Origin of the sequence: Myroides sp. C6-3, assembly GCF_050522425.1 — a bacterium.
Lineage (GTDB): Bacteria > Bacteroidota > Bacteroidia > Flavobacteriales > Flavobacteriaceae > Flavobacterium.
On record NZ_JBMVQP010000002.1, the window covers coordinates 99,709 to 125,810 of the forward strand.

A 26,102-nucleotide genomic window follows, 5' to 3' on the forward strand; every position below is an offset into this window, starting at 1 on the left:
CATAAAAAACTAATCTAAAACCTCGTTAACTTTACCTAGCATTAACGAGAAACTAAACAACGAATTACTAATAAATAAAGATTATCTTAAATAAATTATACAAAAAAAACGAAAGCCGTAAAAAAAACAATTAAAAAATAACATAAAACACACCATACCAAAAGCTAAAAAACTTAACAAATACTTATTCGATCCCTAACATTTAACACAGAAATAAAACACAACAATACGATTTAAAAGCATAACAAGCTATTAATCAAACAACAGCACTAAAAAAGCTTCAATAGAGAAAAAAAAACATTTAATGTTAAATTTTAGATTGTTAGGATTTCTTTAATGGATTAATTCATTAATATTACTTTTTACAGCTACAGATTCTAATAGAGAATACTACCTTTGTCTTCTATTATTTCATTATGTTACTACATCACTATTCAGAGGCATTATACGAAGCGGGAACGGACGAAGCAGGAAGAGGCTGTATCGCTGGTCCTGTAACGGCGGCGGCTGTCATACTCCCACCTGATTTTTCGAATGAAATTTTAAATGACTCCAAGCAATTATCTGCAAAAAATCGCTATGCCCTCCGTACACTTATTGAAGAACAGGCTTTAAGTTTTGGCGTAACCCATTTACACGAAGCGGTAATTGAAGAATTGAACATTTTACACGCTGCTATAAAAGCGATGCACGAAAGTGTAGCTAAATTGAGTCCTATTCCCGATTTTTTACTCGTCGATGGAAATAAATTCACCCCTATCCCGAATATCCCCCATCAATGCATTGTCAAGGGAGATGCTAAATATTTGAGCTTAGCTGCCGCTTCTGTTTTAGCTAAAACGTATCGAGACGATTATATGGATCAGATTCACGAAGAATTCCCCATGTATAACTGGAAGAAGAATAAGGGATATCCTACACAAGAGCATCGGGCAGCGATTTTAGAATACGGTCCTTGTAAGTACCACCGAAAATCTTTTAAACTTTTACCAGATCAATTGAAATTAGACTTATAAATAAAAAAGAGCCTTTTACCGCGGTAAAAGGCTCTTTTTATAGTAAGATCATAGAGTATTGTTTTATGAAAATACGGCTGCAACGGCTTGAATGGTAAAATCTAGATCTTCATACGTCAAGGCATCTGTAATGAACCAAGTTTCGTAGGAAGAAGGTGCGATATACACGCCTTCTTTGAGCAAACCGTGGAAAAAAGTATTGAATGTTTCATTATTTCCATAACCAGCTGTTTCAAAATCCACAACTTCTCTATCGTCAAAAAATACAGAAATCATCGATCCTACACGATTAATCGTATGCTTAATTTGCTTTGTTTCCAAAACCTTGCGCAACCCTTTTTCCAGATACGCTGTTTTTTCTTCTAAACGCATAAATAGACCTTCATCTTCCTTGATCGCTTTCAGCATCGCTAATCCCGCAGCCATAGCTAATGGATTACCAGAAAGCGTACCAGCTTGATATACAGGACCTATAGGAGCTAAATAATCCATTACTTTGGCAGAACCTGCGAAGGCACCTACGGGTAATCCTCCTCCAATTACTTTTCCAAAAGTCACCAAATCAGCTTTTACGTCAAATAACTCTTGCGCTCCGCCTTTTGCCAGGCGGAATCCCGTCATCACTTCGTCAAAGATCAACAGCGTTCCATGTGCATCACACAACTGACGCAAACCTGCTAAGAATCCTTCTTTTGGAGGTACACATCCCATATTTCCAGCAACAGGTTCGATTATGATTGCTGCTACCTCTCCTTTATTCGCTTCAAGAATAGCTGCTACATTAGCTAAGTCGTTGTACGTTGCTAACAGGGTATCCTTTGCTGTTCCTTGTGTTACTCCAGGACTATTAGGTGATCCAAAAGTTACCGCACCGCTCCCTGCTTGAATCAAAAATGAATCAGAATGCCCGTGGTAACATCCTTTAAACTTAATAATTTTCTCACGATCTGTATACCCTCTCGCTAAGCGAATTGCACTCATACACGCTTCTGTACCCGAGTTCACAAAACGTATTTTATCTACATTTGGCACCATGGATACAGCTAACGCAGCAATTTCCGTCTCTATTTCCGTTGGCATACCAAAAGAAGTCCCCTTTTTAGCTTTTTCGATCACTGCTTCAACAACTGGAGGATAGGCATGTCCTAATAACATAGGCCCCCAAGAATTGATATAATCTACTAAGCGGTTTCCATCCACATCATACAGATAAGCTCCTTTTGCTTGTTGGACAAAAATGGGTGTTCCTCCTACAGATTTAAATGCTCTAACTGGAGAATTAACTCCTCCAGGAATAACTTTTTCAGCTTCAGCAAAAAGCTGACTACTTCTTTGATATAACATGGTGTTTTATAATTTTAAACGTTGACCAATCGATAAATTCGTTCCATTGAGCTTATTCGTCTTCTGTAACTTCGCTACCGTTGTATTGTATTTTTTTGAAATAGAATACAGCGTATCTCCCTTTTGTACCGTATGGGTTTTAGCTGACGCTACTCGGGTTTCTGTTTTTCTGTTATCTACTTCTTTTTGTACTTCTTTCTTCACTCTCGCAGGTCGATCTCCCAAAACCTCACGATCATATTGATCCAAGGTATAGCGTTCAATCAGACTAATTAACTTATTCGCATACTTCGGATCTGTAGCATACCCAGCTTTTTTCAATCCGTGTGCCCATCCTTCATAATCGTCTTGATCCAATAAAAACAAATCTTTATAGCGACTACGAGAAACTAAAAACTGTGAGTGATCGCGATAAGATTCTTCTGGCGCTTCATATTTTCTAAAACACTCATCTGGTGCATCATCTGTATGGCGAACCGAAGGTCCATCCCACTCTTTATGACATTTAATACCAAAGTGATTATTGGCATTTCTACTCAGAGTTCCTTGACCAGAACCTGATTCCAAAACTCCTTGTGCCAACGTAATACTTGCAGGAATCCCATACGTTGACATATTGTCTTTCGCAATATCTTTATATTGTAAAATATAATCTTTAATCATATCTGTTGTCACAGATATACTAGACGTAGCCACTAAAGTCTCACTTGCTTTACTTGCTGCCTTTCGCTCTTTTTCTTTTTCACTCCTTGCCTCTTCTTGGACGCGACGCAGCTCCTCAGCCTTTCGTTGCTGAGCTCTATATTGCTCTTTGGAGACCAACTCTTTCGACTTGACTTTCTTTCCTGTCAGCTTTGAATTGTTTTTAACTCCACAACTCACAAGCGTAAGTAGGCAAAACATTAAAAGGATTTTTCTGTACATATAGCTATTTTATTTTTTCATTCCAACCTTGTAACCCTCCTGTGTGAATAGCGAGAATCTTACTGTTTTGTGCGAACTTATTTTGCTCAATTAAATCAAAGATACCAAAAAGTAGTTTACCTGTATAAATTGGATCCAAAAGAATTCCAGTATTTCGTTCAAAATCCGCAATAAACTGCAATAATTCCGCATTGTATTTCGCATATCCCCCAAAGTGATACTCAAGTTGCAACGTCCAATTTTTCTTCTGCGTATAGCGACTAATGGTCTCTGCTAAAAAATCTCCTTTTAGTACAGGAAATCCGTACACTTGTTGGTGATCCCAGGAGCGATTTATTAGTCCAGCAATAGTACCTCCCGTACCTACAGCACAACAAATATAATCGTATTGCACATCTTGATCTTGTATAATTTCTTCGGTTCCTCTGATTGCTTCTTCGTTGGTTCCCCCTTCTGGAACTAAATAAAAATCGCCAAACTCCCTCCTTAAGTCAGCTAAGAAAGCAGGATCCTCTTTAAAGCGATAAGCAGTACGAGTAATGAATTTAAAACGCATTCCATCCGCTTCAGCTTTTTTTAAGGTAGGATTTTCAAGGTACACTTGTGCAATTTCTTCTCCTCGAATTACACCAAGGGTATCCACTCCTAGTATCCGTCCTGCTGCGGCAGTTGCAGCAATATGATTGGAATAGGCTCCACCGAAAGTTAAAACTTGCTTAACATTAGCTTGTAAAGCCGCTTGCATATTGTATTTTAACTTTCTGAATTTATTTCCAGAGATTTCAGGATGCAGCAGATCTTCTCTTCGAATAAAAAGCTCAATACCCTGGGCAAATGGTAGCTTTACTTTTACTGTAGGCACACGATCGTTTAAAAACAAATCAAGCATTTTAAATCACATTTAACTGTTTTCTCTCAAATTTACAGTCTATTACGCCTATATATTTGTGAAAAGATTAAAACAAATAATACGAGAGTTTTTAGTAACTTACCTTCGAAAAAACAAAGGAGAAACTAAGATTGAATAACCTCGCAAAACTAGCTAATAGTTTTAAGGTTTTGACTTAAAAAACACATAAATAATTAACCACATAAAACGCATACAATGACTTTTAAGGAACAAATTTTACAAGGGATTCCAAATGAGCTACCAGCAAAAAAAGCGTATGATCCGGCAATTAATCACGCCCCAAAACGCAAAGAAATACTGACAGAGGAGGAAAAGAAACTTGCCTTAAAAAACGCTTTACGTTATTTTGATGCCAAGCATCATGCTGAGTTAATCCAAGAGTTTAAAGAAGAGTTAGATACGTATGGTCGCATCTACATGTACCGATTTAGACCGGATTACACCATGTACGCAAGACCAATAGAAGAATATCCCGGAAATTCAATACAGGCGAAAGCTATTATGTTGATGATTCAAAACAATTTGGATTACGCCGTAGCCCAACACCCGCATGAATTGATTACCTATGGTGGAAACGGAGCTGTGTTCTCTAACTGGGCTCAATATTTACTGACGATGCAATATCTAGCACAAATGACCGATGAGCAAACGTTAGTGATGTATTCCGGACACCCTATGGGCTTATTCCCTTCCCATGCAAAAGCACCTCGCGTGGTAGTAACGAATGGAATGATGATTCCGAATTACTCTAAACCGGATGATTGGGAAAAATTCAATGCTTTAGGCGTTACACAATACGGACAGATGACTGCGGGTAGTTATATGTACATCGGTCCACAAGGTATTGTACACGGAACGACAATCACTGTACTTAATGGTGGAAGAAAAATAGCTAAAAACGGTGAAGACTTAACAGGAAAACTATTTGTTACCTCTGGTTTAGGAGGAATGAGTGGTGCTCAGCCAAAAGCAGGAAACATCGCTGGCTGTATTACTGTCTGTGCAGAGGTTAACCCAAAGGCAGTACACACTAGACATTCACAAGGGTGGGTAGACGAAGTAATCACTGATTTAGATGCCTTAGTACAACGCGTACAACAAGCGCAAACAAATAAAGAAATTGTGTCGATTGCTTACCAAGGAAATGCAGTAGAAGTTTGGGAAAAATTCGCAGATGACGATGTATTCGTTCATTTAGGTTCAGATCAAACGTCTCTACACAATCCATGGGCTGGAGGATATTATCCTGTTGGATTATCTTTTGAAGAAGCTAACGACATGATGGCAAACAACCCGACCTTATTTAAGGAAAAAGTACAAGAATCACTTCGCAGACAAGCGACAGCAATCAATAAACACACCGCCAAAGGAACTTATTTCTTTGATTATGGAAATGCCTTCTTACTAGAAGCTTCACGAGCTGGAGCAGATATTATGGCGAGCAACGGTATTGACTTCAAATACCCTAGTTATGTACAAGATATCATGGGACCGATGTGTTTTGACTACGGTTTCGGACCATTCCGTTGGGTATGTGCTTCGGGGAAAGCAGAAGATTTAGCTAAAACGGACGAAATTGCTTGTCGTGTATTAGAAGAGATCATGCAAAACTCTCCAGTTGAAATCCAACAACAGATGGCAGATAACATTCGTTGGATCAAAGGGGCTCAAGAAAACAAACTTGTCGTTGGTTCACAAGCGCGAATTTTATACGCTGATGCAGAAGGTAGGATCAAGATTGCAGAAGCCTTTAACAAAGCAATTAAAGAAGGAATTATTGGTCCTGTAGTATTAGGTCGTGACCACCACGATGTATCAGGAACTGACTCTCCATACCGTGAAACCTCAAACATTTACGATGGATCTCGCTTTACAGCAGATATGGCTATTCACAACGTGATCGGAGACAGCTTTAGAGGAGCTACTTGGGTTTCAATTCACAACGGTGGTGGTGTTGGATGGGGCGAAGTAATCAACGGCGGTTTTGGTATGCTTTTAGACGGTTCTAAAGAAGCAGACGATAAATTAAAATCGATGCTATTCTGGGATGTAAACAACGGTATTGCACGACGCAACTGGGCTCGAAACAAAGAAGCTACTTTTGCGATCAAACGCGCTATGGAAGTAGAACCTTTACTAAAGGTAACCCTTCCTAATATCGTTGATGAAGATTTATTAAATTAACTCACAAACAAAATAAGTAAGCGATGAAAACAGTATCTAAATTTCTCATTCTTGCGGCTGTTAGTATTTTTTCAGCCTCTTGTAGTAGTGTGCGTGTTTCTGCTGATTACGACAAAAACACGAATTTTACATCCTATCAAACCTATGCTTTTTTCAAAGAGGGAATTGACAACGTAAAATTAAATGACTTGGACAAGAAGCGCATTCTAAACGCAATTGACCAAGAGATGGCAGCGAAAGGCTTTACTAAAACGGATAGTAATCCTCAGCTATTAGTGAATATCTTCACTAAATCACAACAGCAAGTAAATGTTACAACCAATAACGACTACTTCTACTCAAGATACGGATATTACGGTTGGGGATATGCACCTTATTGGGGAACACCTACAACAACAGTATCTACTTCAATTGAAGGGAAATTGTACATCGATTTCATCGATACAAACAAAAAGGCTTTAATCTGGCAAGGAATTGGAACAGGCTATATTGACAATGCCAATACACCAGAAAAGAAAGAGGCGAAGATTCAGGGGTTTGTACAGAAGATCTTGAGTACGTATCCTCCTCAAGTGAAGGAATAATTTATTAACAACAAATTCATAGAAAACGAATCTAACATTTTTGTTAGGTTCGTTTTTTTATTAAAGAAAAAATATTCCTTTTATTTTTTATCCTTTTAAAAAGCACACAAGCTTATAAATTTAACTAGTTAAAATTTAATATAGTATAAAATTACCCTGGTTATAACAGCCAAAGCAAAGGATTTCGACAAAATTAAACTCTATTCTATGCATTTTAATAAGCGAATTAATACAAAAATTGTAGAGAAAAGAAACTGAGAATACATAAAGATAAAATTTTTTTCTTTAACCTTAGTTTTTGAAACTTCCCTGTCACAGTTCTATTAACAACAGTTATTTTGAAGGCTATTTCATTATTATTATAACAAAAAAAAGAGCGACTAAGTCGCTCTTTTTTTTGTTATAAGTTTTAAATTATTTCTTAACTGCAGAAAATTTAAGTCCTTTACTAGCTACAGCAGCTTTAGCAGCAGATCTGTTAGATTTGATTCCTCTAGCGCTAGCTTGTGCACCATTTCCTTGCGCTTCTGTATCATATAAATCAAAAACCGCTGGACCATCGAAATTAAGTTTTAATGCAGAACCCTCAACTGAAGCAACTAAATTAAACTTAGATGTTCCTTCACCTTCTTCATTAAATTCAATTTGAGTAACTGCAAAAGTTTCAACATCTCCATTTTCGATAACTAATTGATCTTCACCTAAAAGGAAAAATCCATTCATTGCTTTAGTATTAGCATTTGCTCCTGGATAAACCATCTCTCCTAAGTTTGTAATTGTATCACCTTCAACAGTAATAGTAGGATTTTTAACTAAAACTGCTACCCAACCTTGGTTTCCAATTGCAGAACCATCAAAGTCATATATATTTACATAGTATAAATATGCATATCCTCCACCAGGGAAATTGTAGATTCCAGGCCCTTGGAAAGCATTTTCAGTTCCTGCATTCCAAGTTCTAACTGCTAATTCATATACTGAAATATTAACATCATGTAATACTCCTTCAAATGATACTTGATTATTTCCTAAAGCTGCTTCTTCTTTAACAACTACAGAAACCTCATTACTAGCGATGTAGTCGTCTTTAGTAGCCGTAAATATAACTGTTCCAACAGCGTCAGATTTCCAAGGAGAAGTAACTACAGTTCCGTCTGCTTTTTTAATTACAGCACCTGCTACAGTGTCACCTTTGTCATCTTTTACTGTGAATGTAACATTCCCTCCTTTAGTTACTTCTAAAGGAGTAGCTGTTAAAACTAATGTTCTTTTTTCAACTGGTGGAGTTCCAGTCTCTTTAACTGTGATAGTTAAAGCTTCACTGTCTTTAAACTTATCTTTTTTAGCAACTACTTTATAAGTTCCTTTTTTGTCAAACTTATAAGGGTTAGTTACTTTAGTACCGTCTACATAAAATGCAGCTCCAGCTTCTTCTTTCCCGTCAACTTTAGCAGTAAACTTAACACTAGTTCCTTCTTCTACAGTGTTGTCTTTTGCATCAGAAGAGATTGTAAGTTGTTTTACCTCATCTCCGCCTTTGCTATCATCACTGCTACAAGAAGCTCCGAATGTAGCCAAGCCCGCTACAGCCAAAAACATAAATAATTTTTTCATAAATATTTGCTTTAATTAGTTAATAATTGTGTTGCAATATAAAAACATTTTTGAAACTAAAAAAAAAATAAGTTAATATTATCTTTAATGTTCCCTAACATTCTAAAGTATAAAACAAATCTTATATAATATACCCGACAACTGATCGAAATAATTAACATTAAAATTGCATTATAAAAAAATATTTAACCTTAAAAATATTAAATCACCATTTTAACATTTCACACTTCTATTAAACACAACCTTTTTTCATTATTATATACTATTCACTTCAAAAAATAAGAGCTTTTTATTCATTCATCTTTTTCCTTATATTTACCGCAACCAAACTACTATTTGAATACTATGGACGCAAAAGAATACGAAAGTAATGAACTAATAGACCGCTTACCGCCTCATTTAAAACAATTTATCAAGCCTCAAGACTATGAGGATTACACCCCGATAAACCAAGCGGTATGGCGATATGTTATGCGCAAAAACGTCGATTATCTATCGAAAGTTGCACACGACTCCTATTTAGAAGGATTAAACAAGACGGGAATCTCTATCGAGTCTATTCCGAGTATGTATGGGATGAATAGAATTTTAAAGGAAATTGGTTGGGCTGCAGTAGCTGTAGATGGTTTCATCCCCCCTAATGCCTTTATGGAGTTTCAAGCCTATAAAGTATTGGTAATTGCCTCTGATATCAGACAATTAGAAAATATAGAATACACACCTGCTCCGGATATTATTCACGAAGGAGCTGGTCATGCACCGATTATTGCTAACCCAGAATATGCGGAATACTTGAGACGCTTTGGTGAAATCGGCTGTAAAGCAATTTCTTCTGCTCATGATTACGAAATTTACGAAGCCATTCGCTTGTTGTCCATCTTAAAAGAAGCAGAAGGTGTAGCTGAAGCGGATATTAAAAAAGCAGAAGACGAGGTAGATCGCTTACAAGCGATCACTACAGCTCCTTCAGAAATGGCTTTAATTCGAAATTTACATTGGTGGACGGTAGAATACGGCTTAATCGGAACAGTAGACAATCCTAAGATCTATGGAGCTGGTTTATTATCTTCGATTGGAGAAAGTGCTTGGTGTATGACCGATAACGTCGAGAAACTTCCTTATACCCTAGAAGCAGCAAACCAAGGGTTTGATATTACCAAACCTCAACCTCAACTCTATGTAACGCCGGATTTTGCTTATTTAAGTGAAGTGTTAGAAAACTTTGCCAACAAAATGGCTCTGCGCAAAGGTGGCTTAGAGGGAATTCAAAAATTAATTGGTTCAAAAGCACTAGGTACAATAGAGCTAAATACAGGCATTCAAATTTCTGGTCACTTTACTCATGTACTTGATCATAATGGCAAACCTGTTTATGTACAAACGACAGGAGCGACGGCTTTATCCTATAGAGAAAAGGAATTAGTTGGGCATGGAATCCAAACACATCCTCATGGCTTTGGTACGGCTTTGGGTTGTTTAAAAGGTATTAATCTAGCCATTGAAGACATGAGTCCACGAGACTTAAAAGCGTACAATATATCCGAAGGGAAACCCGTTACTTTGGAGTTTAAAGGCGGAATCACTGTTTCAGGTACGATCATCACAGGAATTAGAAATATTCACGGAAAAATTATTTTGATCAGCTTTAAAGACTGTACGGTTCAACACGGTGATACGGTACTATTCCAACCGGAATGGGGTACGTATGACATGGCTGTTGGTGCAGAAGTAATTTCGGCTTTCTCAGGTCCGGCAGATTACAGAAGTTTTGATCTAGTGAATCACGTACCTTCATCAAAAACAATCAAAGCAGTGCGCGATGAAAATAAAATTAAATTAGAAGGGTTATATCAAACCGTGCGTTTGATGCGCGAAGAAAGCAAAACAGCGGACTTACATGCCATTCTAGATGCATTAATTCAACACTATCCAACCGATTGGTTGTTGACTGTAGAAATTCTAGAGCTATCAAAAAGCAACCAAGAGGAAGCTTTATTCCAAAAGGCCATGCAGCGATTAGAACAACTTAAAGTAGATCGCCCAAAAGTTGCCCATTTAATTCAAGATGGTGTAGCTATTATACAACAAGCATAATTACAAAGGGAAAGTGACGAATAAGTCACTTTCTTTTTTTATGGTATTTCCTTGGTATTCTAACGTCCATCCTAACATGTTAGTTACGACCAACAGCTTACCCAACTCACTCATCAAGCGATTCTCTGCGTTTGATTTTAAAGTAGAAGCTTCAATCTTCTTTTGTAAATCTTCCTTAATTTTTGCATTGATTTTATTGTAATCCGCACCTGTAAAAGGATTAAACGTACTCGTTTCTACATCATACAGCTTATAATCGGGATAGATATGGATCTCTGGCTCAGGAATATGTACCAATTGAACAACCTTGTGTTCTTCATCGATTTGGTATTGCAATTGTGTCAAATCGTACTCAACCATCGCCTTCGCATTGACAATTACCACGGCCTTCTTTGTAAAAGAAACTAAATTCAATAAATACTTTTGCTGGTCTTCATAGGTCATCACTTGGGTATAATTCGCTTCAGTCACAATCAATTTACTCACGTTTTTTACTTGTTCCTGGATCAAATTCGAATTGTACTCGACTGTACTCTTCGATTTACCAAAGGTGTATTGATAGACTACTACTCCCATAAACATAAAGAATAGTGCGATAAAAAAAGAAAAGATCACTTTAAAGATTGTTCTCATAACTCTATAGCGAATTATCTAAAATTCATAAAAGGATACTGCTCTAATAAGTCGTCGATTTTTTCAATCAACGTATCTAAAAACTTCAGATGTTGCTCTGCGGTTGGATTAAACGGACGATGATTTAATCCTTTCTGTACCTCATCGACTTTCTTCATTACTCCATACATAGACTCATCGATATAATGTGCTGCAAAACGCTCCCAAATATACTGAATGGCAATTTCATTTGGATGAATCAAATCTGCTTTATAAAATCGATAATCGCGCAACTCGTCCATGACGATTTCGTATACGGGAATATAGCTTACATTCGCATCTTGTAACTCATCTAAGGCTTGATGTAAAGCACCACATAAGATACTTTTACTGCGTTGATTGGCTGTAAATCCATCTTTTGTATGTCGCACAGGCGATATAGAACACCAAATTTGTGCTTCCACATTAACTGAACGAATCAGCTGCACAATAGCAGTATAACTCGCTATAACCTCTTCGTAAGAAAGCAATCGCTTTTCGAATTGGGTGTTGGGAATTTTATGGCAATTGGCAACTATTTCGCCTGTTTCCTTGAATACATAGACCCATGCTGTACCAAAAGTGAGCGTTATGAAACTACTTTCCTTTAACGCCAATTGTAAATCAAATAGTTTTACGTTTAATTTCGTTACAATATCTTCTTGTTCCAATTCATTTAAATCAGAATGCGCTGCAAAACAGCTCCATATTTCTTGGTGTTCAAAAACATCCGCCTCAGTAAATTCATACCCTTTCACTGCATACTCAACAACTTTTTCAATCGCCTTTGGATGAAATAAAATCCCAAAAGGATTACTCATCTGTTGAAATTGATACGTTTGAAACTTTTCTCCCATATTGACAGCGAAACACGAACCTAAACACAAAATTTTGTCGTCATACGTGATCTTTTTTCCAGTATGCATTAAAGGTACAACGGTACTAAAATTCATATCCAATAGCTTATTAAAGAAAAAAGATTCCTACGAATAGGAATCTTTTTATACATCTAAATTAGTTTAAATAATCAATAGCGTGACTGATTGCCTCTTTCATTCCCTCTGGATTTTTACCTCCTGCAGTAGCGAAGAACGCTTGTCCTCCTCCACCTCCTTGGATGTATTTTCCTAATTCGCGAACAATTTGCCCTGCATTCAATCCCTTTGTTTCTACTATTTCTTTGGAAACATAACAGGTCAGCATTGGTTTGTCATTTGCATTAGATCCCAATACCACATAGAGATTAGTCAACTCGCTTCCTAGTTCATAAGCTAAGTCTTTTGCTCCATTTGCATCTAAATCAACCTCAACCGCTAAGAAAGCTACTTCATTAATCATTTGAATTTGCGCTTTGAGCTCACCTTTCAAATTCTTTGCTTTCTCTTTCAACAATTGCTCTACTTGTTTTTTAAGTTTAGCATTTTCATCCTGAAGAGAAACTACTGCTTTCAAGGTATCTTGAGGATTTTTCAATACCGTCTTTAGCTCTTTTAATGTATTCTCTTGTTCTGTATAGAACGCTCTTGCTGCTTTATTTGTAATAGCTTCAATACGGCGAATACCCGCTGCCACAGCTCCTTCACTAACAATCTTAAACTGCCAAATATCGGCTGTATTTTGCACGTGAGTTCCTCCACAAAGCTCCATACTCTCACCAAATCGAATCGCGCGTACCTCATCGCCATATTTCTCACCAAACAAAGCCATTGCCCCTTCAGCTACCGCTTGTGCAAAAGGAATGCTACGTCTTTCGATTAGTGGTAATTGTTCGTGAATACGAGCATTTACAAATTCTTCAACTGCCTGTAACTCCTCTTCTGTTACTTTTGAGAAATGCGAGAAGTCAAAACGCAAATGCGTTGGCGACACTAAAGATCCCTTTTGCTCCACATGTGTACCTAAAATCGTACGTAATGCTTGGTGCAATAAGTGGGTAGCCGAGTGGTTTGCCATCGATTGCTTGCGCGCTTCTACATCTACTTTTGCCGTAAATGTTCCCTCTACATTAGCCGGTAAGGTTTTTACAATATGTAAAATTAAATTATTTTCTTTTTTGGTATCAATCACTTGAACAGATTCATTAGCAGATACAATTGCACCACAATCTCCTACTTGTCCTCCTCCTTCTGGATAGAATGGTGTAGCATCAAGCACTAACTGGAATAATTTTCCGTCCTTCTTGCTATCTACTTTTCTATAACGCGTGATTTTGACTTGATTTTCCAACTGATCATATCCAACAAATTGCTCTACATTTCCACCTATCAATACCGTCCAATCATCTGTAGAAACCTCTGAAGCAGCTCTTGAGCGCGTTTTTTGCTCATTCATTGCTGCTTCGAATCCTTTCTCATCTAATTCGAATCCTTTTTCTCTAAGAATTAACGCTGTTAAGTCAATTGGAAATCCGAAAGTATCGTATAATTCAAAAGCTTTTGCACCGTCTACAACTTTTCCATTCGTTTTCTCAATTACTTGATCCAACAAATGCAACCCTTGTTCCAAGGTACGCAAGAACGATGCCTCTTCTTCTTTGATTACGTTCTCAACTAGTGTTTTTTGAGATACAATTTCTGGGAAGAAAGCCCCCATCTGTACCGATAGCACCTCAACCAATTGATAAATAAAAGGTTCTTTTGTTCCTAAAAAGGTAAATCCGTAGCGAATCGCACGACGCAAAATACGTCGGATTACATACCCAGCGCCATTGTTTGATGGCAACTGTCCGTCTGCAATAGCAAAAGCAACAGCACGTACGTGATCTACAACAACACGAATCGCAATATTTACTTTATTTTGTTGTTCAGTTATATCTTTTACGGTATTATCCGTATACTTTAATCCTGTAATTTCTTCTACTTTTCGGATCAACGGTGTGAATACATCCGTATCATAATTAGAAGTCACCCCTTGCATAGCCATACACAAACGCTCAAAGCCCATTCCCGTATCTACGTGTTGTGCAGGTAATTTTTCCAAAGATCCATCTGCTTTGCGGTTGAATTCCATGAATACGTTATTCCAAATCTCCACTACTTGTGGGTGATCCGCATTAACCAAAGAAAAACCAGAAACAGCGGCTCTTTCCGCATCAGTGCGCAAGTCAATGTGAATTTCAGAACAAGGTCCACAAGGCCCTTGATCTCCCATCTCCCAGAAATTATCTTTTTTATTTCCTAAGATGATGCGATCTTCAGATACATATTGCTTCCAAAGATCAAAAGCTTCTTGATCAAAAGGTACGTTTTCCGATGGGTTACCCTCAAAAACAGAAACATATAAACGATCTTTTTCTAATTTCAACACATCCGTTAAGAACTCCCATGCCCAAGCGATTGCTTCTTTTTTAAAGTAATCACCAAATGACCAGTTACCCAACATTTCAAACATGGTGTGGTGATATGTATCAAACCCCACATCCTCTAAATCGTTGTGCTTTCCAGAAACGCGTAAACATTTTTGAGTATCTGCAATACGCTTGCTTTTCGGTGTGGCGTTTCCTAAAAAATATTCTTTAAACTGGGCCATCCCAGAGTTGTTAAACATTAAAGTCGGATCGTCTTTCAAAACAATCGGTGCGGAAGGAACAATTAAATGTCCTTTTTCTTCAAAAAAGTTTAAAAACTTCTGACGAATTTCTTGTGATTTCATATTTTCGGAAACTAATATTTTTTATTCAACATCTAAATATCGAACTATTTGTTTTTTAAAAAAAACCTCGTTTAGAAACAAAATGTGTTAATTTTTTATTTCCATTTGACCTTTAATCCAACATTAAACCAAAACATTGTTTAAATTTGTTGTTTAATGCCTTTTAAAATCAATTCAAGGTGTTTACAAAATTAGTGCAAAAATAGTGTTTTTTAAATTATGGCTAAGGTAAAATATTATTACGATTCTGAAAAGTTAGCGTTTCACAGAATACGTCCCAAATCTTCGAAGCGAATCGTAAACGTATTGTTATTCATGCTATCTGCGGCGGCATTTGGTTTATTGGGTTTATTTATCTTAATCAACTCGAATATTCTAGCCACACCTAAAGAAAAAACATTGGAAAGAGAAGTTGCCGAATTTAAGACCAATTATACCTTACTCAACAAAAAAATTGATCTAATAGCGGAAGTATTGGATGAATTAGAAGCGAGAGATAACGAAATATACAGAGCCTATTTCAATACGGCTCCTATTCCAGAAGAACAACGCAAAGCGGGATTAGGGGGATTAAACCGGTACAAGGAGTTTAAAAATTTACAAAATGAAAAGCTTCTTCGTTTAACGACCGAAAAAATAGACATCATTGCCAAACAAACGGCAATACAATCGCGTTCTTTAGATGATATCATCAACCTGGCCAAAGGGAAGGAGAAACTTTTATCAGCCATTCCGGCTATTCAACCAGTAAAAAACGAAAGTTTAAAACACATGGCATCTGGTTATGGATACCGAAGTGACCCTTTTACAAAGATCAAAAAGTTTCACTCAGGAATGGATTTCTCCGTTAACATCGGAACTCCGATTTACGCAACGGGAGATGGAAGAGTAACTAGAGCAAATAATCAGCTGTCCGGCTATGGTAATTTAATTGAAGTAGAACACGGTTATGGATATCAAACGCGTTACGCACACTTAAGCAAGTACAATGTCAAGGAGGGACAAACGGTAAAAAGAGGAGATATTATTGGTTATGCGGGTAGTACTGGCCGAAGCTCCGGTCCACACTTACACTACGAGGTGCACTACAAAGGCAATCCTGTTAATCCGTTGAATTATTACTATGGCGATATTTCAGCCAAAGAATTTGAGTTATTATTACAAGAAGCGAACCACGAAAATCAATCTTTAGACTAATGAAAGTTAATTTACCTGAAAAGAGATACTACAGCATTGGCGAATTAGCCAAAGCTTTTGACGTCAATACGTCTTTGATCCGCTTTTGGGAAAAAGAATTTGACATTATTAAACCTAAAAAAAATGCGAAAGGCAATCGCATGTTCTCCCAACAGGATGTCAAGAACTTTGAGCTCATTTATCACTTGGTGAAAGAGCGAGGTTTTACCTTAGATGGCGCGAAGGATCAATTAAAGCTGAAGCCGAAAGAAGCCGTTGACAACCTAGAGATTATCAAAAAATTGGAATACATAAAAGAAACCTTAATAAATATTAAAAACGAACTCTAAAAAAAAAGAAACAAATGAAAAAAGTCTTACCTATCATCATCGTATTAGTTGTCCTTATTGGTGGATACTTTTTATTATCGATGAATTATCAAAACACTGCCTTAGGTTACAAACAAGCCGTTGACAAATCATGGGCGGATGTAGAAGGTGCCTATCAACGAAGAAACGACCTTATTGGAAACTTAGTTGAAACGGTAAAAGGGGCTGCCGATTTTGAAAAATCCACATTAGAAGCTGTTGTAAGCGCTAGAGCAAAAGCAACTTCTGTTTCTATTGATCCAACAAATATGACAGAATCACAATTAGCTAATTTCCAACAATCACAATCAGGTGTTTCTAGTGCATTAGGTCGTTTATTGGTTACTGTTGAAAAATACCCTGATTTAAAAGCCAACCAAAACTTCTTAAAACTACAAGATGAATTGGCGAGCACAGAAAATCAGATCTTCACTCAACGTTCTCGTTTTAATGAAGCCGTACAAGGGTACAACGGTTACATTTTAAAAGTACCGAATAAATTCTTTTTAAGTGGTTATGCTGAAAAGCCTTTCTTTAAAGCAGAAGCTGGAGCAGAACAAGCGCCTAAAGTAAAATTCTAATTGATGATGCAACTAATTCGTCAATTTCTAAGTCCTTCGGATGAACAGGAAATTATAGAAGCCATTGCGCAAGCGGAGAAGAACACGACAGGAGAGATTCGCGTTCACATCGAGACAACGTCAACCAAAGAGCCTTATACGAGAGCTCAAGAAGTTTTTTTTGAATTAGCTATGGATAAAACCACGCATGCTAATGGCGTTCTGTTTTATATCTGTTTAAAATCTAAAGCTTTTGTTATCTTGGGAGACAAGGGAATTGATCAACGTGTAAAAGCAGAACAATTTTGGGAAGGCACTAAAGAGCTTGTCATTAACCACTTTAAACAGGGGTTATACAAACAAGGTTTGATTTACGGCATACTCAAAGCAGGTAGTCAACTAAAAGTAAATTTTCCTTCTCAAGGGGAAAGTAAAAATGAACTATCAAACGAAATATCAAAAGCTTAACTCAACATGCAAAAACGAAGAAACAACGTCTTATCATTTGTAGTATTTGCTTTCATTTTCCTTTGTTCGCAAATCAATTATGCGCAATTTACTATTCCCGATAAACCTAAGAAAAGCGAGCAAACGTCTGTTTATGATTACGCTCAAATTCTAAGTAGTCAACAAAGCACGGCCTTAGAACAAAGGCTAGTTGCTTACAGCAAGGAAACCTCAACGCAAATTGTCGTGATTACGATTCCTTCTTTGCAAGGGGAGAGTATTGGTATTTTAGGTCCTAAATGGGGGCAAACCTGGGGTATTGGACAGAAAGACAAAGGCAATGGGGTATTAATCTTGCTTGCAGCACAGGAAAGACAAATTGGCATCTATCCAGGTTATGGTGCAGAAGTTCAAATAACAGCAGGACAAGGGGGAGAATTGATACGCAATCGAATCATTCCGGAATTCAAGAAAGGAGATTACTACGCTGGATTAAATGAAGGGGTGACCGGGATCACAGAAATGCTCGCGGGAACGTATCAATCGGATGCTCGTATGGATGGAGATAATGAAATCGGTGGATTACTTTGCGTTTTCGTCATTCTTGCTTTAATTATTGGGACGATTTTATTCAAAAATAAAAACAACAATGGAGGTTCCGGTGGCAATTCTAGTCATCGCGGCTTCTTAGATGATCTAACCAGCATGGTCATACTCAGCAACCTAGGCAGAAGCTCAGGTGGAGGTGGCTTTGGCGGAGGAGGAAGCTTCGGAGGCGGCGGCGGTTTTGGCGGTGGCTTCGGGGGCGGAGGTTTCTCTGGGGGTGGATCTAGTGGAAGCTGGTAATTCCATACATGATAAAAAAAGCGGTTGTTTGAGTCAAACAACCGCTTTTTTTATCTTCTCCCCATTCGCATCATCCCTCCACCTCTATTTCCTCCTCTATTTCCTCGCATTTCTTTTCCGCCAAACCCCTTTAGACTATAAGTCAAAGAAAACATAACATAGCGCTTTAAAACCAAGCTTTCTGAATCTACAATAGAAGTAGCATCAATCGTACGTCTTGAACTTGTATTCTGATTCAATACATCATAAATTTTTACTTTTGCCTTGAATCGATCGTGAAAAAATTCATAGGCCAAGCTGACATTCCACATATAAAAATCACGGTTATAACCACTGGCAATCTGTGAATTGTAAGTATAATTAAAATCATTCCCTATCGTAAATTTACGCGGCCAATATAGTATAGTTTCCAATGAAGCATTGTGAATATAATTACTTGCTCGATCAACATTGAAGTTCTTGTAACTCGACCAATTTGTGTTGTAATTATAGGAGGGTGAAATTCTAAACAACTCGCCATAATCAACATTAACATACACGCGTGGACTAAGACTATTGGAGATTGCATCGTAAATCACTCCATCAATATACCCCTTTTGTACACTTTGATTGTAGCGCAGGTTCAGCCCATAACGCAAGTTCAGTTCCTCCCATTTAGCTGAGCGATACCACGACCCATTTAAAGACCAACTATAGGCTCCTGATAGGTTTTTGTAGGTGGATATACTCTTGCGATCTTCGTCGTAATCAACAGCATGGACAATGCTATTATTTAAGATGTTGACATTTCCATAAATAGAATAGCCTGAACGCGTTTGAAAATCATAGGATCTATAACTCAAGGTCATGGCATGACTACCTGTCGGTCGCAAGTCTGGATTCCCCACAAACGTATGCAAGGGATTGCTGACATCTACGATATCCAAAAGCTCTGTCGCACGTTGATAGGTGACGTTGTAATTGTACATCAACCAAAACATTTTCCCTTTTGATCGTGTATATCGCAGGTTCAATAGTATATTGGGATCGATATACTTTTTATCTAGGGCGTAATTTTCTTTATTATACAGCGCCTCTACGCTGTTTTTAACCAGCTGAGTTGACGTATTAAAATCGGCGTAAAATTTCTTATGTGTAAAATTAAAGCCAACATAAGGGTTCACCGTTGTACGTACAGTGACATAGCGATTAGTTTGTAAACTATTCAGATCCGTATAATCTTGGGTTGACTCGTTGTAATCAAATACTTTGGCATCTGTAATGGTTTGATTTCGATCCCAACTAGTTCCGAGTAACATGGTTAGGGAATCCGTTATCGGCTGACTGTATTCGAAAGTGATAGCATAAGAATCATTAGCGTTATGTTGTTGCTGGTATTGACGACGTATATCTTCCTCTTGTTCTGATTTGTAAAAACGAGTGACCGATTCTTGCAAGATATCGCTTGTGTTCATGCTGTTTGCATTTCTGAACTCCAGCGTAAAAAACTGTCGATCTCTTTTTAGCTTGCGCATATACCGCATTGCATTCGCAAAACTATTACTATCCCCTTTACTTCGAGCATGAGATTGACTATCGTTTAATAACTCCCCAACCTCATCGAGCGCTTGAGAGGACGAACTTGTCACCGAACTCGAATAGTTTGTTTGAAAAGTTGGCGTGATATAAAAGGAATCTTTTTCTCCAATATAATCAATAGACATATTCGCTGAATGCCCTTCTGAATCGTTAGTAGAACCCGAATCAGAATTAGTTGTAAACTCACCTGAAGGTAAAAATTGAGTTACTGTGGATCGATTTTTACTGTCTGTATCAGAAAAATTATAGTTGTAACTGCCATTTACCTTTAGTTTATCCGAAAAATCCTGTACAAAATTAACCCCTAACATTCTCGATTCAGTAATACCACCCGAACTTTTCCCCATGCGCATATTGTCGAAGACTTCATCCATAGAAAACCCCATGGCATTAATATTATTGGCAGATCCGATAACGTTAAGCTGGGTTTTATCAAAAAAGGTATTGAAGAACAAACTTCCTTCATAGCGTTCATCCGACCCATATCCACCAGTTATCTTTCCAAAATACCCTTTATTGTTTGCCTCATCAATCGTTATATTAATACTGGCATCATCTGATTTCGCACGTTCGCCTGTAAATTTTTCCTTTTTAGTTTTCTTATCCGTTACTTGAATTTTATTGATAATTTCTGCTGGAAGATTTTCTAAAGCGATTTTTCCATCTTCACCAAAAAAGGGTTTTCCATTCACTAATATTTCATTTACTTGCTTCCCATTAACCGTAATTTTTTTATTCTCATCAATTTGAAGTCCGGGTAATTGCTTTAACAGTTGCTCTAGGTTGGCATCCGGACGAACTGCAAAAGAAGAAGCATTAAATTCAAGGGTGTCTCTTTTTACGCGAATTGGAGGGATATCAGCAGTGATTACTAATTCTTCTAGACTTGTAATCAACTCCTGCAATTGGATTGTCCCTAAGTGATAGGTTGATTCCCCAGTGTTTTCAATAGGCTTACTATAGGGATTAAATCCAACCATACTCGCTTTAAAAAGCACTTTTTCTTCAGGCAGTTTTACCTTTAGCTCAAAATTACCCTCTGCATTAGACATACTATACTCTAACACAGCGTTGTCTTTTTCTTTGACGATATAGACCGTCACAGCCTCTAAAGGATTTTTCACGCTATCAGTAAGTTTTCCTTGAATACTAACCGTAGCTTGACTGAATACAGCCTGAACAAACAAGACGGTTAACCAGCAAATTATTTTTTTCATAGTAACAAAAAACGGTCTTTGTTCTTCCAAACAAAGACCGTATATTTTAGTATAATTACAATTATTTTTGTCTAAAATAGATGTCAATAGGCACACCACTAAAGTCATATATTTCACGTAATTTATTCTCAACAAACCTTTTGTAAGGATCTTTAATGTATTGAGGTAAATTCGCAAAAAACACAAATTGAGGTGATGGCGTCGGCAGCTGCATACAATATTTAATCTTGATATACTTACCTTTTATCGCAGGTGGGGGTGTATGCTCAATGATTGGTAACATTGTTTCATTAAACTTCGAAGTAGAAATTCTGTTCTTTCTATTTTCATAAACTTGAACTGCTGTTTCTAATGCTTTCAATAAACGCTGTTTTGTTATTGTAGATGTAAATACAATAGGTACATCCGTAAATGGAGCAATACTTTCGCGTATTTTATCCTCAAATTGCTTTGACGTTAGTGTTTCCTTATCAATCAAGTCCCACTTATTCACTAAAATAACAATTCCTTTTCTATTTTTCTCTGCTAACCAGAAAATATTTTGATCTTGTCCTTCAAATCCTCTTGTTGCATCAACCATCAAAATACAAACATCACTGTGTTCAATGGCGCGAATAGAGCGCATAACAGAATAGAATTCTAAATCTTCTTTTACTTTTGTTTTTCTACGGATACCCGCTGTATCCACTAAGTTAAAGTCAAATCCAAACTGAGTAAAACGCGTATCGATAGCATCTCTCGTTGTTCCTGCTATATCCGTTACGATATAGCGATCCTCTCCAATCAAAGCATTGATAAAACTTGATTTTCCAGCATTTGGTCGTCCTACGACGGCAAAACGAGGTAATTCACCATCTTCACTTTCTTCTCTTACCTCTTCTTCGGGTAATACTTTAATAACCTCATCCAATAAGTCACCTGTTCCACTACCACTCATTCCTGCAATTGGATAAATTTCACCCAATCCTAAATTATAGAATTCATAGGTGTCTTCCATGCGTTTTCCACTATCAACTTTATTGACAGCTACAAAAACAGGTTTTGTCTCACGGTGTAATAGCTTAGCGACTTCCGCATCCATTGGCGTAATTCCTTCTTCTACATCAACGACAAATATAATAACATCCGCCTCGTCAATAGCTAAAGCTACTTGGCGTCTGATTTCTTCTTCAAAAACATCATCCGAACCTTTGATATATCCTCCAGTATCAATCACAGAGAACTCTCTTCCGTTCCATTCCGATTTGCCGTAGTTTCTATCACGAGTCACCCCGCTAACCGAATCTACAATTGCCTCTCTCCTTTGAATCAATCGATTAAAGAAAGTGGATTTTCCTACGTTTGGTCTCCCAACTATGGCTACTATACTACTCATAAACTATTTAAATATGTCGCAAAGTTACAATTTCAATGCAATATTTGACGGTATTATTTAATTTCTCTATTTTTTTTGATTGTATCCGAAACGTTTCAATTGATAATCGCTCGACCTCCAATCTTTATTCACCTTGACAAACAATTCTAGGTGAACTTTTTTGGCGAAGAATTTTTCCATCTCTTCACGGGCAGCGATACCTACTTTTTTCAAAGCAGCACCTTTATGGCCAATCAAGATTCCCTTTTGTGTGTCGCGCTCAACCATGATAATGGCTTTGATGCGAATAATTTCCTCTTCTTCTTTAAATTCCTCTGTTTCTACTTCTACAGCGTAAGGAATCTCTTTTTCGTAATTCAATAAGATCTTCTCTCGTATAATTTCATTGACAAAGAAGCGCTCTGATTTATCTGTCAAAGCATCTTTCGCATAAAATGGTGGAGATTCAGGTAGTAATTCAATAATGCGATCGTAAACTGCTTGTGTATTGAATTTCTCTAATGCAGAAATAGGAAAAATCTCTGCATTAGGCACCTTAGACTTCCACAATTCCACTTGTTCTTCTAATTGTTGTTGATTCGATTTATCGATTTTATTCAACAACAGCAAAATTGGCACTTTAGAGTGGATAATTCGATTAAAAAAAGCCTCGTCTTTCAATTCTTTTTCCCCCACTTCAACCATATAGATCAGTACATCCGCGTCTTCAAAAGCAGATTTAACAAAATCCATCATCGACGCTTGTAACTCATAAGCTGGTTTAATAATACCAGGTGTATCAGAAAATACAATTTGATAATCCTCTTCATTTACAATTCCCAAAATACGATGTCTTGTTGTTTGCGCTTTTGAAGTTATTATTGATAATCGCTCTCCCACTAATGCATTCATTAGGGTTGATTTCCCTACATTGGGATTACCTATAATATTCACAAATCCAGCTTTATGTGCCATAAAAATATATTTTTCACTACAAAGGTAGTTTTTATCAATGAGATAGTTGTAAAAAAAAGAAAGAACTCGACGTAATTCCTTCTTCCTTCGTTTTTATACAGCAGTAAATTTTGATTTATATCCAATTTTACTAGCTTTATGCTTTTTAAAGTGAATATAGAGCATGATAAATGAAAACCAAAAACACTGGTCTAAAGTAGAGTATTTACACGAAACCGTAACAAATCCCAATATACATGTCAAAGGTAAAACGAGTTATTACAGTCCGGCTTGGAGTGGATCCTTTGAAGAGAGTGTTGTGCGTTACTTATATGGAGACTCTTATAGTAGCAATCAGTGGGAACCTGCCTGGCCTATTGATCAGTTGCATATAGGATCCTATGCCTGTATTGCAGCTGAAGCTGTAATTCTAATGGGTGGAAATAATACACATCGCACCGATTGGTTTAGCCTATATCCTTTTATAGAAACAATTGTAGATTCTTATGAAGGGAAAGGTGATACAATTATTGGTGATGGTGCATGGATTGGAATGCGCGCCATGATCATGCCTGGCATTGCAATTGGTGAAGGAGCGATTATAGCCTCAGGAGCAATAGTAACAAAAGATGTTGCCCCTTATACCCTTGTTGCAGGAAATCCAGCCAAACCCATTAAAACGAGATTTGACGAAAAGACCATAACACGATTACTTCAATTAAACCTATACAATTGGGAAGAAGCAAAGTTCAAGGCATTACAGTCTTATATTACCGCCAATAACATAAATCTATTAGAAGAACAAAGTCAATTATACGATCAATTGAATCCATCGACTAAATAAAGTAAAAAAAATAACCTAGACATACTCCTACCGCACAGCACATTACAACCAAATTAACTGTCTCAACCTCGAACAATCAAAAGATTTTGTTTCATTTACTTGTTTTGTACTGATATTAGTTTGTATCTTTGTACCACAATAGCGCGGGATAGAGCAGTAGGCAGCTCGTCGGGCTCATAACCCGAAGGTCACAGGTTCGAGTCCTGTTCCCGCTACTAAACAGGACAAATGAAATTGATTTTCATTTGTCCTGTTCTTTTTTAGGGCTAATTCGTTGTTTATCTGAAAGATATAGTTTGCGATTATGTTCATTCGGGCGGTTCGATAAGTTTTTCCGTCAAACTCCAATTTTTCGGGGAATATCGAACCAATTATACCTCTCCTTGTATTGATTTCGCCTTCGCTGTACATTTTAGGAATGTTTTCTATATACTTTAAAGCCCTGTCCAAAGACTTTTCTATATTGATTTTCTTGGCATCAGAACCGTCCTTGCTCAACTGTTCTTCCAGACTTTCAAGTCGTGTCTTGCACTCATCTTTAATTTCAAGGTATTCCTCATCATCAATAATTTCAGATAGCAGTTTGTTGCGTGCTACTGATAACCTTGCATTCAATTTATCTATTTCCTGTACAATCTGTTTCTTTTCGTCAAACGGATTCTTTACAAATTTCTTGTAGTTATCTAACAGCAGTCTTTTCACTATTTGGGCAGAACCGTTTAAAGCAAACTGTCGCATTCCTTTTTCAAAAATATCGTTGGCAACTTCGGCTTTCTGACGGAAACCACAGGAAGAAACACAATGATAGTAGTAATATCGGCTTGTCCTTCCTTTGGAAGCACTTCCTGTCAGGTTGCGACCACATTCGGGACATACCAAGAAACCCCGCAGGGGCAGGTTCTCATCTGAAAGTATTTTGGTATTGGGACGTTCCACCCTTTTGTTTCCGTCCAATATCAGTTGCACCCTGTCAAAAAGTTCTTTGGATATAAGCGGTTCGTGCTGACCCTGTACCAAATGTGCTTCTTCGTCCTTGAATTTGGCAATGAATATCTTTCCATAGTACAGAGGATTACGTATGGCTACGTGGAAAGCACTTCGGCTTATAGTTGTATTGTACAACATATTCATTTTTTGTCGTACTTGGTCACAGGCAAACACGCCTTTTGCTATTTCGTTGAAAGCCCAACGCATAGCTGATGCTTCAGGTTCTTTTGGGGCAATGTATTTTCGTCCGTCCTCTTTGCTTCTGTTGATATATCCAAAAGGTGCTCTACCCATTAAACGCCCTTCTTTCCTTGCCCTACGCATACCGTAAAACGTATTCAATGCCCTGCGGTCATTTTCCACTTCGGGAGCGGACAGATATATCGCAAGCATCATCTTGTTTTCAGGAATGGAAAGGTCTAAAGGCTGTTCTACCGCTTGTGGTTCTATGCCAAGTTTGTTAAGTGTGCTAATCATCTGATAGGCATCACCTGCATTACGGCTAAACCTATCCCATTTGGTAAACAGGATAAGGTTGGTCTTTGAACTTCTCTTTTTAAGACTGTTCAATAATCTTGTCCATTCGGGTCGGTTAAAGGTTTTGGCGGAATGGTCTTCGTAGATAACCTGTCCAACAGCAATCTTATTGGTCGCACAGTACCTTTTCAGACGTTCCTCTTGGTCACGCTGTGAATATCCCTTGTCTGCCTGTTCGTCCGTGGAAACTCGTATATATAAATCGGCTCTTTTCATAGCTAATCTTTTTGAGTGGGTATTAATGTTTTGTGGGATTAGCTAA

At 37.4% G+C, this 26,102-nt stretch carries 22 protein-coding genes, 1 tRNA gene and 1 pseudogene; 12 read left to right on the forward strand and 12 right to left on the reverse strand.

All coding sequences use genetic code 11. The features are described 5' to 3' along the window. Positions 1-416: 416 nt before the first annotated feature. A complete protein-coding gene (locus ACPDG9_RS01525) occupies positions 417-1,016 on the forward strand; it encodes a ribonuclease HII (RefSeq protein WP_430526075.1) in 600 nt (199 codons plus the stop codon). A gap of 63 nt (positions 1,017-1,079) precedes the next feature. Here ACPDG9_RS01525 and hemL read toward each other — a convergent pair whose 3' ends face one another. The 3 genes from hemL to ACPDG9_RS01540 are packed head-to-tail and all read right to left on the reverse strand — an operon-like array spanning position 1,080 to position 4,173. Further along, positions 1,080-2,360 (reverse strand): glutamate-1-semialdehyde 2,1-aminomutase, encoded by a 1,281-nt coding sequence (gene hemL, locus ACPDG9_RS01530; RefSeq protein ID WP_430526076.1) that lies wholly within the window; start codon positions 2,358-2,360, stop codon positions 1,080-1,082. Between the two features lie 6 nt (positions 2,361-2,366). Beyond that, positions 2,367-3,263: a glucosaminidase domain-containing protein gene (locus ACPDG9_RS01535; RefSeq protein ID WP_430526077.1), complete on the reverse strand. Its 897-nt coding sequence runs from the start codon at positions 3,261-3,263 to the stop codon at positions 2,367-2,369. A 25-nt stretch (positions 3,264-3,288) separates the two neighbouring features. Next, positions 3,289-4,173, reverse strand: coding sequence for a 1-aminocyclopropane-1-carboxylate deaminase/D-cysteine desulfhydrase (locus tag ACPDG9_RS01540; protein ID WP_430526078.1), 885 nt, complete (start codon positions 4,171-4,173; stop codon positions 3,289-3,291). 216 nt (positions 4,174-4,389) lie between these two features. Between ACPDG9_RS01540 and ACPDG9_RS01545 the strand changes: the two genes are divergently transcribed. Beyond that, on the forward strand, positions 4,390-6,378 hold the full coding sequence (locus ACPDG9_RS01545) for a urocanate hydratase (RefSeq protein ID WP_430526079.1): 1,989 nt from the start codon (positions 4,390-4,392) through the stop codon (positions 6,376-6,378). 23 nt (positions 6,379-6,401) lie between these two features. Next, on the forward strand, positions 6,402-6,962 hold the full coding sequence (locus ACPDG9_RS01550) for a DUF4136 domain-containing protein (protein WP_430526080.1): 561 nt from the start codon (positions 6,402-6,404) through the stop codon (positions 6,960-6,962). A 414-nt stretch (positions 6,963-7,376) separates the two neighbouring features. Here ACPDG9_RS01550 and ACPDG9_RS01555 read toward each other — a convergent pair whose 3' ends face one another. After that, positions 7,377-8,576 (reverse strand): hypothetical protein, encoded by a 1,200-nt coding sequence (locus ACPDG9_RS01555; protein ID WP_430526081.1) that lies wholly within the window; start codon positions 8,574-8,576, stop codon positions 7,377-7,379. 345 nt (positions 8,577-8,921) lie between these two features. Between ACPDG9_RS01555 and ACPDG9_RS01560 the strand changes: the two genes are divergently transcribed. Further along, positions 8,922-10,670, forward strand: a complete 1,749-nt coding sequence (locus tag ACPDG9_RS01560) for an aromatic amino acid hydroxylase (protein WP_430526082.1) — start codon at positions 8,922-8,924, stop codon at positions 10,668-10,670. On the opposite strand, the gene ACPDG9_RS01565 is transcribed toward ACPDG9_RS01560, so the two are convergent. From ACPDG9_RS01565 to alaS, 3 genes are all read right to left on the reverse strand, one after another. Next, entirely contained in the window at positions 10,671-11,303 is a 633-nt protein-coding gene (locus ACPDG9_RS01565; RefSeq protein WP_430526083.1) for a DUF4230 domain-containing protein, read from the reverse strand. Positions 11,304-11,317: 14 nt separating this feature from the next. Then, positions 11,318-12,274: a GSCFA domain-containing protein gene (locus ACPDG9_RS01570; protein ID WP_430526084.1), complete on the reverse strand. Its 957-nt coding sequence runs from the start codon at positions 12,272-12,274 to the stop codon at positions 11,318-11,320. A 61-nt stretch (positions 12,275-12,335) separates the two neighbouring features. Further along, positions 12,336-14,972 carry an alanine--tRNA ligase gene (gene alaS / locus ACPDG9_RS01575; RefSeq protein WP_430526085.1) on the reverse strand — a complete coding sequence of 879 codons (2,637 nt, stop codon included), beginning with the start codon at positions 14,970-14,972 and terminating at the stop codon, positions 12,336-12,338. Positions 14,973-15,191: 219 nt separating this feature from the next. On the opposite strand from alaS, the gene ACPDG9_RS01580 reads away from it, so the two are divergent. Genes ACPDG9_RS01580 through ACPDG9_RS01600 form a run of 5 tightly spaced genes read left to right on the forward strand, consistent with a single transcriptional unit; the run spans position 15,192 to position 18,369 of the window. After that, positions 15,192-16,169, forward strand: a complete 978-nt coding sequence (locus ACPDG9_RS01580; protein ID WP_430526086.1) for a M23 family metallopeptidase — start codon at positions 15,192-15,194, stop codon at positions 16,167-16,169. Beyond that, positions 16,169-16,498, forward strand: coding sequence for a MerR family transcriptional regulator (locus ACPDG9_RS01585; RefSeq protein WP_430526087.1), 330 nt, complete (start codon positions 16,169-16,171; stop codon positions 16,496-16,498). Before ACPDG9_RS01580 ends, ACPDG9_RS01585 begins: the two co-directional genes overlap by 1 nt. Positions 16,499-16,512: 14 nt before the next feature. After that, the gene (locus ACPDG9_RS01590) at positions 16,513-17,097 is read left to right on the forward strand and encodes a LemA family protein (protein WP_430526088.1); all 585 of its coding nucleotides are present in this window, start codon (positions 16,513-16,515) and stop codon (positions 17,095-17,097) included. 6 nt (positions 17,098-17,103) lie between these two features. Further along, the gene (locus ACPDG9_RS01595; RefSeq protein ID WP_430526132.1) at positions 17,104-17,544 is read left to right on the forward strand and encodes a TPM domain-containing protein; all 441 of its coding nucleotides are present in this window, start codon (positions 17,104-17,106) and stop codon (positions 17,542-17,544) included. Between the two features lie 6 nt (positions 17,545-17,550). Continuing rightward, entirely contained in the window at positions 17,551-18,369 is an 819-nt protein-coding gene (locus ACPDG9_RS01600) for a TPM domain-containing protein (RefSeq protein WP_430526089.1), read from the forward strand. A 50-nt stretch (positions 18,370-18,419) separates the two neighbouring features. On the opposite strand, the gene ACPDG9_RS01605 is transcribed toward ACPDG9_RS01600, so the two are convergent. The 3 genes from ACPDG9_RS01605 to era all read right to left on the reverse strand — a co-directional run bounded on the left by ACPDG9_RS01605 (position 18,420) and on the right by era (position 23,493). Continuing rightward, complete coding sequence (locus ACPDG9_RS01605) at positions 18,420-21,164, reverse strand: outer membrane beta-barrel protein (protein ID WP_430526090.1); 2,745 nt, start codon at positions 21,162-21,164, stop codon at positions 18,420-18,422. A 61-nt stretch (positions 21,165-21,225) separates the two neighbouring features. Next, positions 21,226-22,539 carry a ribosome biogenesis GTPase Der gene (gene der, locus ACPDG9_RS01610; protein WP_430526091.1) on the reverse strand — a complete coding sequence of 438 codons (1,314 nt, stop codon included), beginning with the start codon at positions 22,537-22,539 and terminating at the stop codon, positions 21,226-21,228. 66 nt (positions 22,540-22,605) lie between these two features. Then, positions 22,606-23,493: a GTPase Era gene (gene era, locus ACPDG9_RS01615; RefSeq protein ID WP_430526092.1), complete on the reverse strand. Its 888-nt coding sequence runs from the start codon at positions 23,491-23,493 to the stop codon at positions 22,606-22,608. 163 nt (positions 23,494-23,656) lie between these two features. On the opposite strand from era, the gene ACPDG9_RS01620 reads away from it, so the two are divergent. Beyond that, entirely contained in the window at positions 23,657-24,316 is a 660-nt protein-coding gene (locus ACPDG9_RS01620; protein WP_430526093.1) for a CatB-related O-acetyltransferase, read from the forward strand. A gap of 142 nt (positions 24,317-24,458) precedes the next feature. Next, positions 24,459-24,531, forward strand: a tRNA-Met gene (locus ACPDG9_RS01625). Here the strand turns inward: ACPDG9_RS01625 and ACPDG9_RS01630 are convergent. Further along, positions 24,491-25,510: a recombinase family protein gene (locus ACPDG9_RS01630; protein ID WP_430526133.1), complete on the reverse strand. Its 1,020-nt coding sequence runs from the start codon at positions 25,508-25,510 to the stop codon at positions 24,491-24,493. The two genes, ACPDG9_RS01625 and ACPDG9_RS01630, sit on opposite strands and share 41 nt — an antisense overlap. Here ACPDG9_RS01630 and ACPDG9_RS01635 point away from each other — a divergent pair. Continuing rightward, on the forward strand, positions 25,395-25,634 hold the full coding sequence (locus ACPDG9_RS01635) for a hypothetical protein (RefSeq protein ID WP_430526094.1): 240 nt from the start codon (positions 25,395-25,397) through the stop codon (positions 25,632-25,634). The genes ACPDG9_RS01630 and ACPDG9_RS01635 overlap by 116 nt on opposite strands. Positions 25,635-25,660: 26 nt before the next feature. On the opposite strand, the pseudogene ACPDG9_RS01640 reads toward ACPDG9_RS01635, so the two are convergent. Next, positions 25,661-26,056: pseudogene (locus tag ACPDG9_RS01640) on the reverse strand (recombinase family protein); the annotation flags it as partial. Positions 26,057-26,102: the final 46 nt, after the last annotated feature.

Excerpts from the sequence above, each read along its gene's own strand:
- ACPDG9_RS01525 (WP_430526075.1), top strand. The coding sequence starts at position 417 with ATGTTACTACATCACTATTCAGAGGCATTATACGAAGCGGGAACGGAC.
- hemL (WP_430526076.1), bottom strand. The coding sequence starts at position 2,360 with ATGTTATATCAAAGAAGTAGTCAGCTTTTTGCTGAAGCTGAAAAAGTT.
- ACPDG9_RS01535 (WP_430526077.1), bottom strand. The coding sequence starts at position 3,263 with ATGTTTTGCCTACTTACGCTTGTGAGTTGTGGAGTTAAAAACAATTCA.
- ACPDG9_RS01540 (WP_430526078.1), bottom strand. The coding sequence starts at position 4,173 with ATGCTTGATTTGTTTTTAAACGATCGTGTGCCTACAGTAAAAGTAAAG.
- ACPDG9_RS01545 (WP_430526079.1), top strand. The coding sequence starts at position 4,390 with ATGACTTTTAAGGAACAAATTTTACAAGGGATTCCAAATGAGCTACCA.
- ACPDG9_RS01550 (WP_430526080.1), top strand. The coding sequence starts at position 6,402 with ATGAAAACAGTATCTAAATTTCTCATTCTTGCGGCTGTTAGTATTTTT.
- ACPDG9_RS01555 (WP_430526081.1), bottom strand. The coding sequence starts at position 8,576 with ATGAAAAAATTATTTATGTTTTTGGCTGTAGCGGGCTTGGCTACATTC.
- ACPDG9_RS01560 (WP_430526082.1), top strand. The coding sequence starts at position 8,922 with ATGGACGCAAAAGAATACGAAAGTAATGAACTAATAGACCGCTTACCG.
- ACPDG9_RS01565 (WP_430526083.1), bottom strand. The coding sequence starts at position 11,303 with ATGAGAACAATCTTTAAAGTGATCTTTTCTTTTTTTATCGCACTATTC.
- ACPDG9_RS01570 (WP_430526084.1), bottom strand. The coding sequence starts at position 12,274 with ATGAATTTTAGTACCGTTGTACCTTTAATGCATACTGGAAAAAAGATC.
- alaS (WP_430526085.1), bottom strand. The coding sequence starts at position 14,972 with ATGAAATCACAAGAAATTCGTCAGAAGTTTTTAAACTTTTTTGAAGAA.
- ACPDG9_RS01580 (WP_430526086.1), top strand. The coding sequence starts at position 15,192 with ATGGCTAAGGTAAAATATTATTACGATTCTGAAAAGTTAGCGTTTCAC.
- ACPDG9_RS01585 (WP_430526087.1), top strand. The coding sequence starts at position 16,169 with ATGAAAGTTAATTTACCTGAAAAGAGATACTACAGCATTGGCGAATTA.
- ACPDG9_RS01590 (WP_430526088.1), top strand. The coding sequence starts at position 16,513 with ATGAAAAAAGTCTTACCTATCATCATCGTATTAGTTGTCCTTATTGGT.
- ACPDG9_RS01595 (WP_430526132.1), top strand. The coding sequence starts at position 17,104 with ATGCAACTAATTCGTCAATTTCTAAGTCCTTCGGATGAACAGGAAATT.
- ACPDG9_RS01600 (WP_430526089.1), top strand. The coding sequence starts at position 17,551 with ATGCAAAAACGAAGAAACAACGTCTTATCATTTGTAGTATTTGCTTTC.
- ACPDG9_RS01605 (WP_430526090.1), bottom strand. The coding sequence starts at position 21,164 with ATGAAAAAAATAATTTGCTGGTTAACCGTCTTGTTTGTTCAGGCTGTA.
- der (WP_430526091.1), bottom strand. The coding sequence starts at position 22,539 with ATGAGTAGTATAGTAGCCATAGTTGGGAGACCAAACGTAGGAAAATCC.
- era (WP_430526092.1), bottom strand. The coding sequence starts at position 23,493 with ATGGCACATAAAGCTGGATTTGTGAATATTATAGGTAATCCCAATGTA.
- ACPDG9_RS01620 (WP_430526093.1), top strand. The coding sequence starts at position 23,657 with ATGATAAATGAAAACCAAAAACACTGGTCTAAAGTAGAGTATTTACAC.
- ACPDG9_RS01635 (WP_430526094.1), top strand. The coding sequence starts at position 25,395 with ATGGCTACGTGGAAAGCACTTCGGCTTATAGTTGTATTGTACAACATA.
- ACPDG9_RS01630 (WP_430526133.1), bottom strand. The coding sequence starts at position 25,510 with ATGCGTTGGGCTTTCAACGAAATAGCAAAAGGCGTGTTTGCCTGTGAC.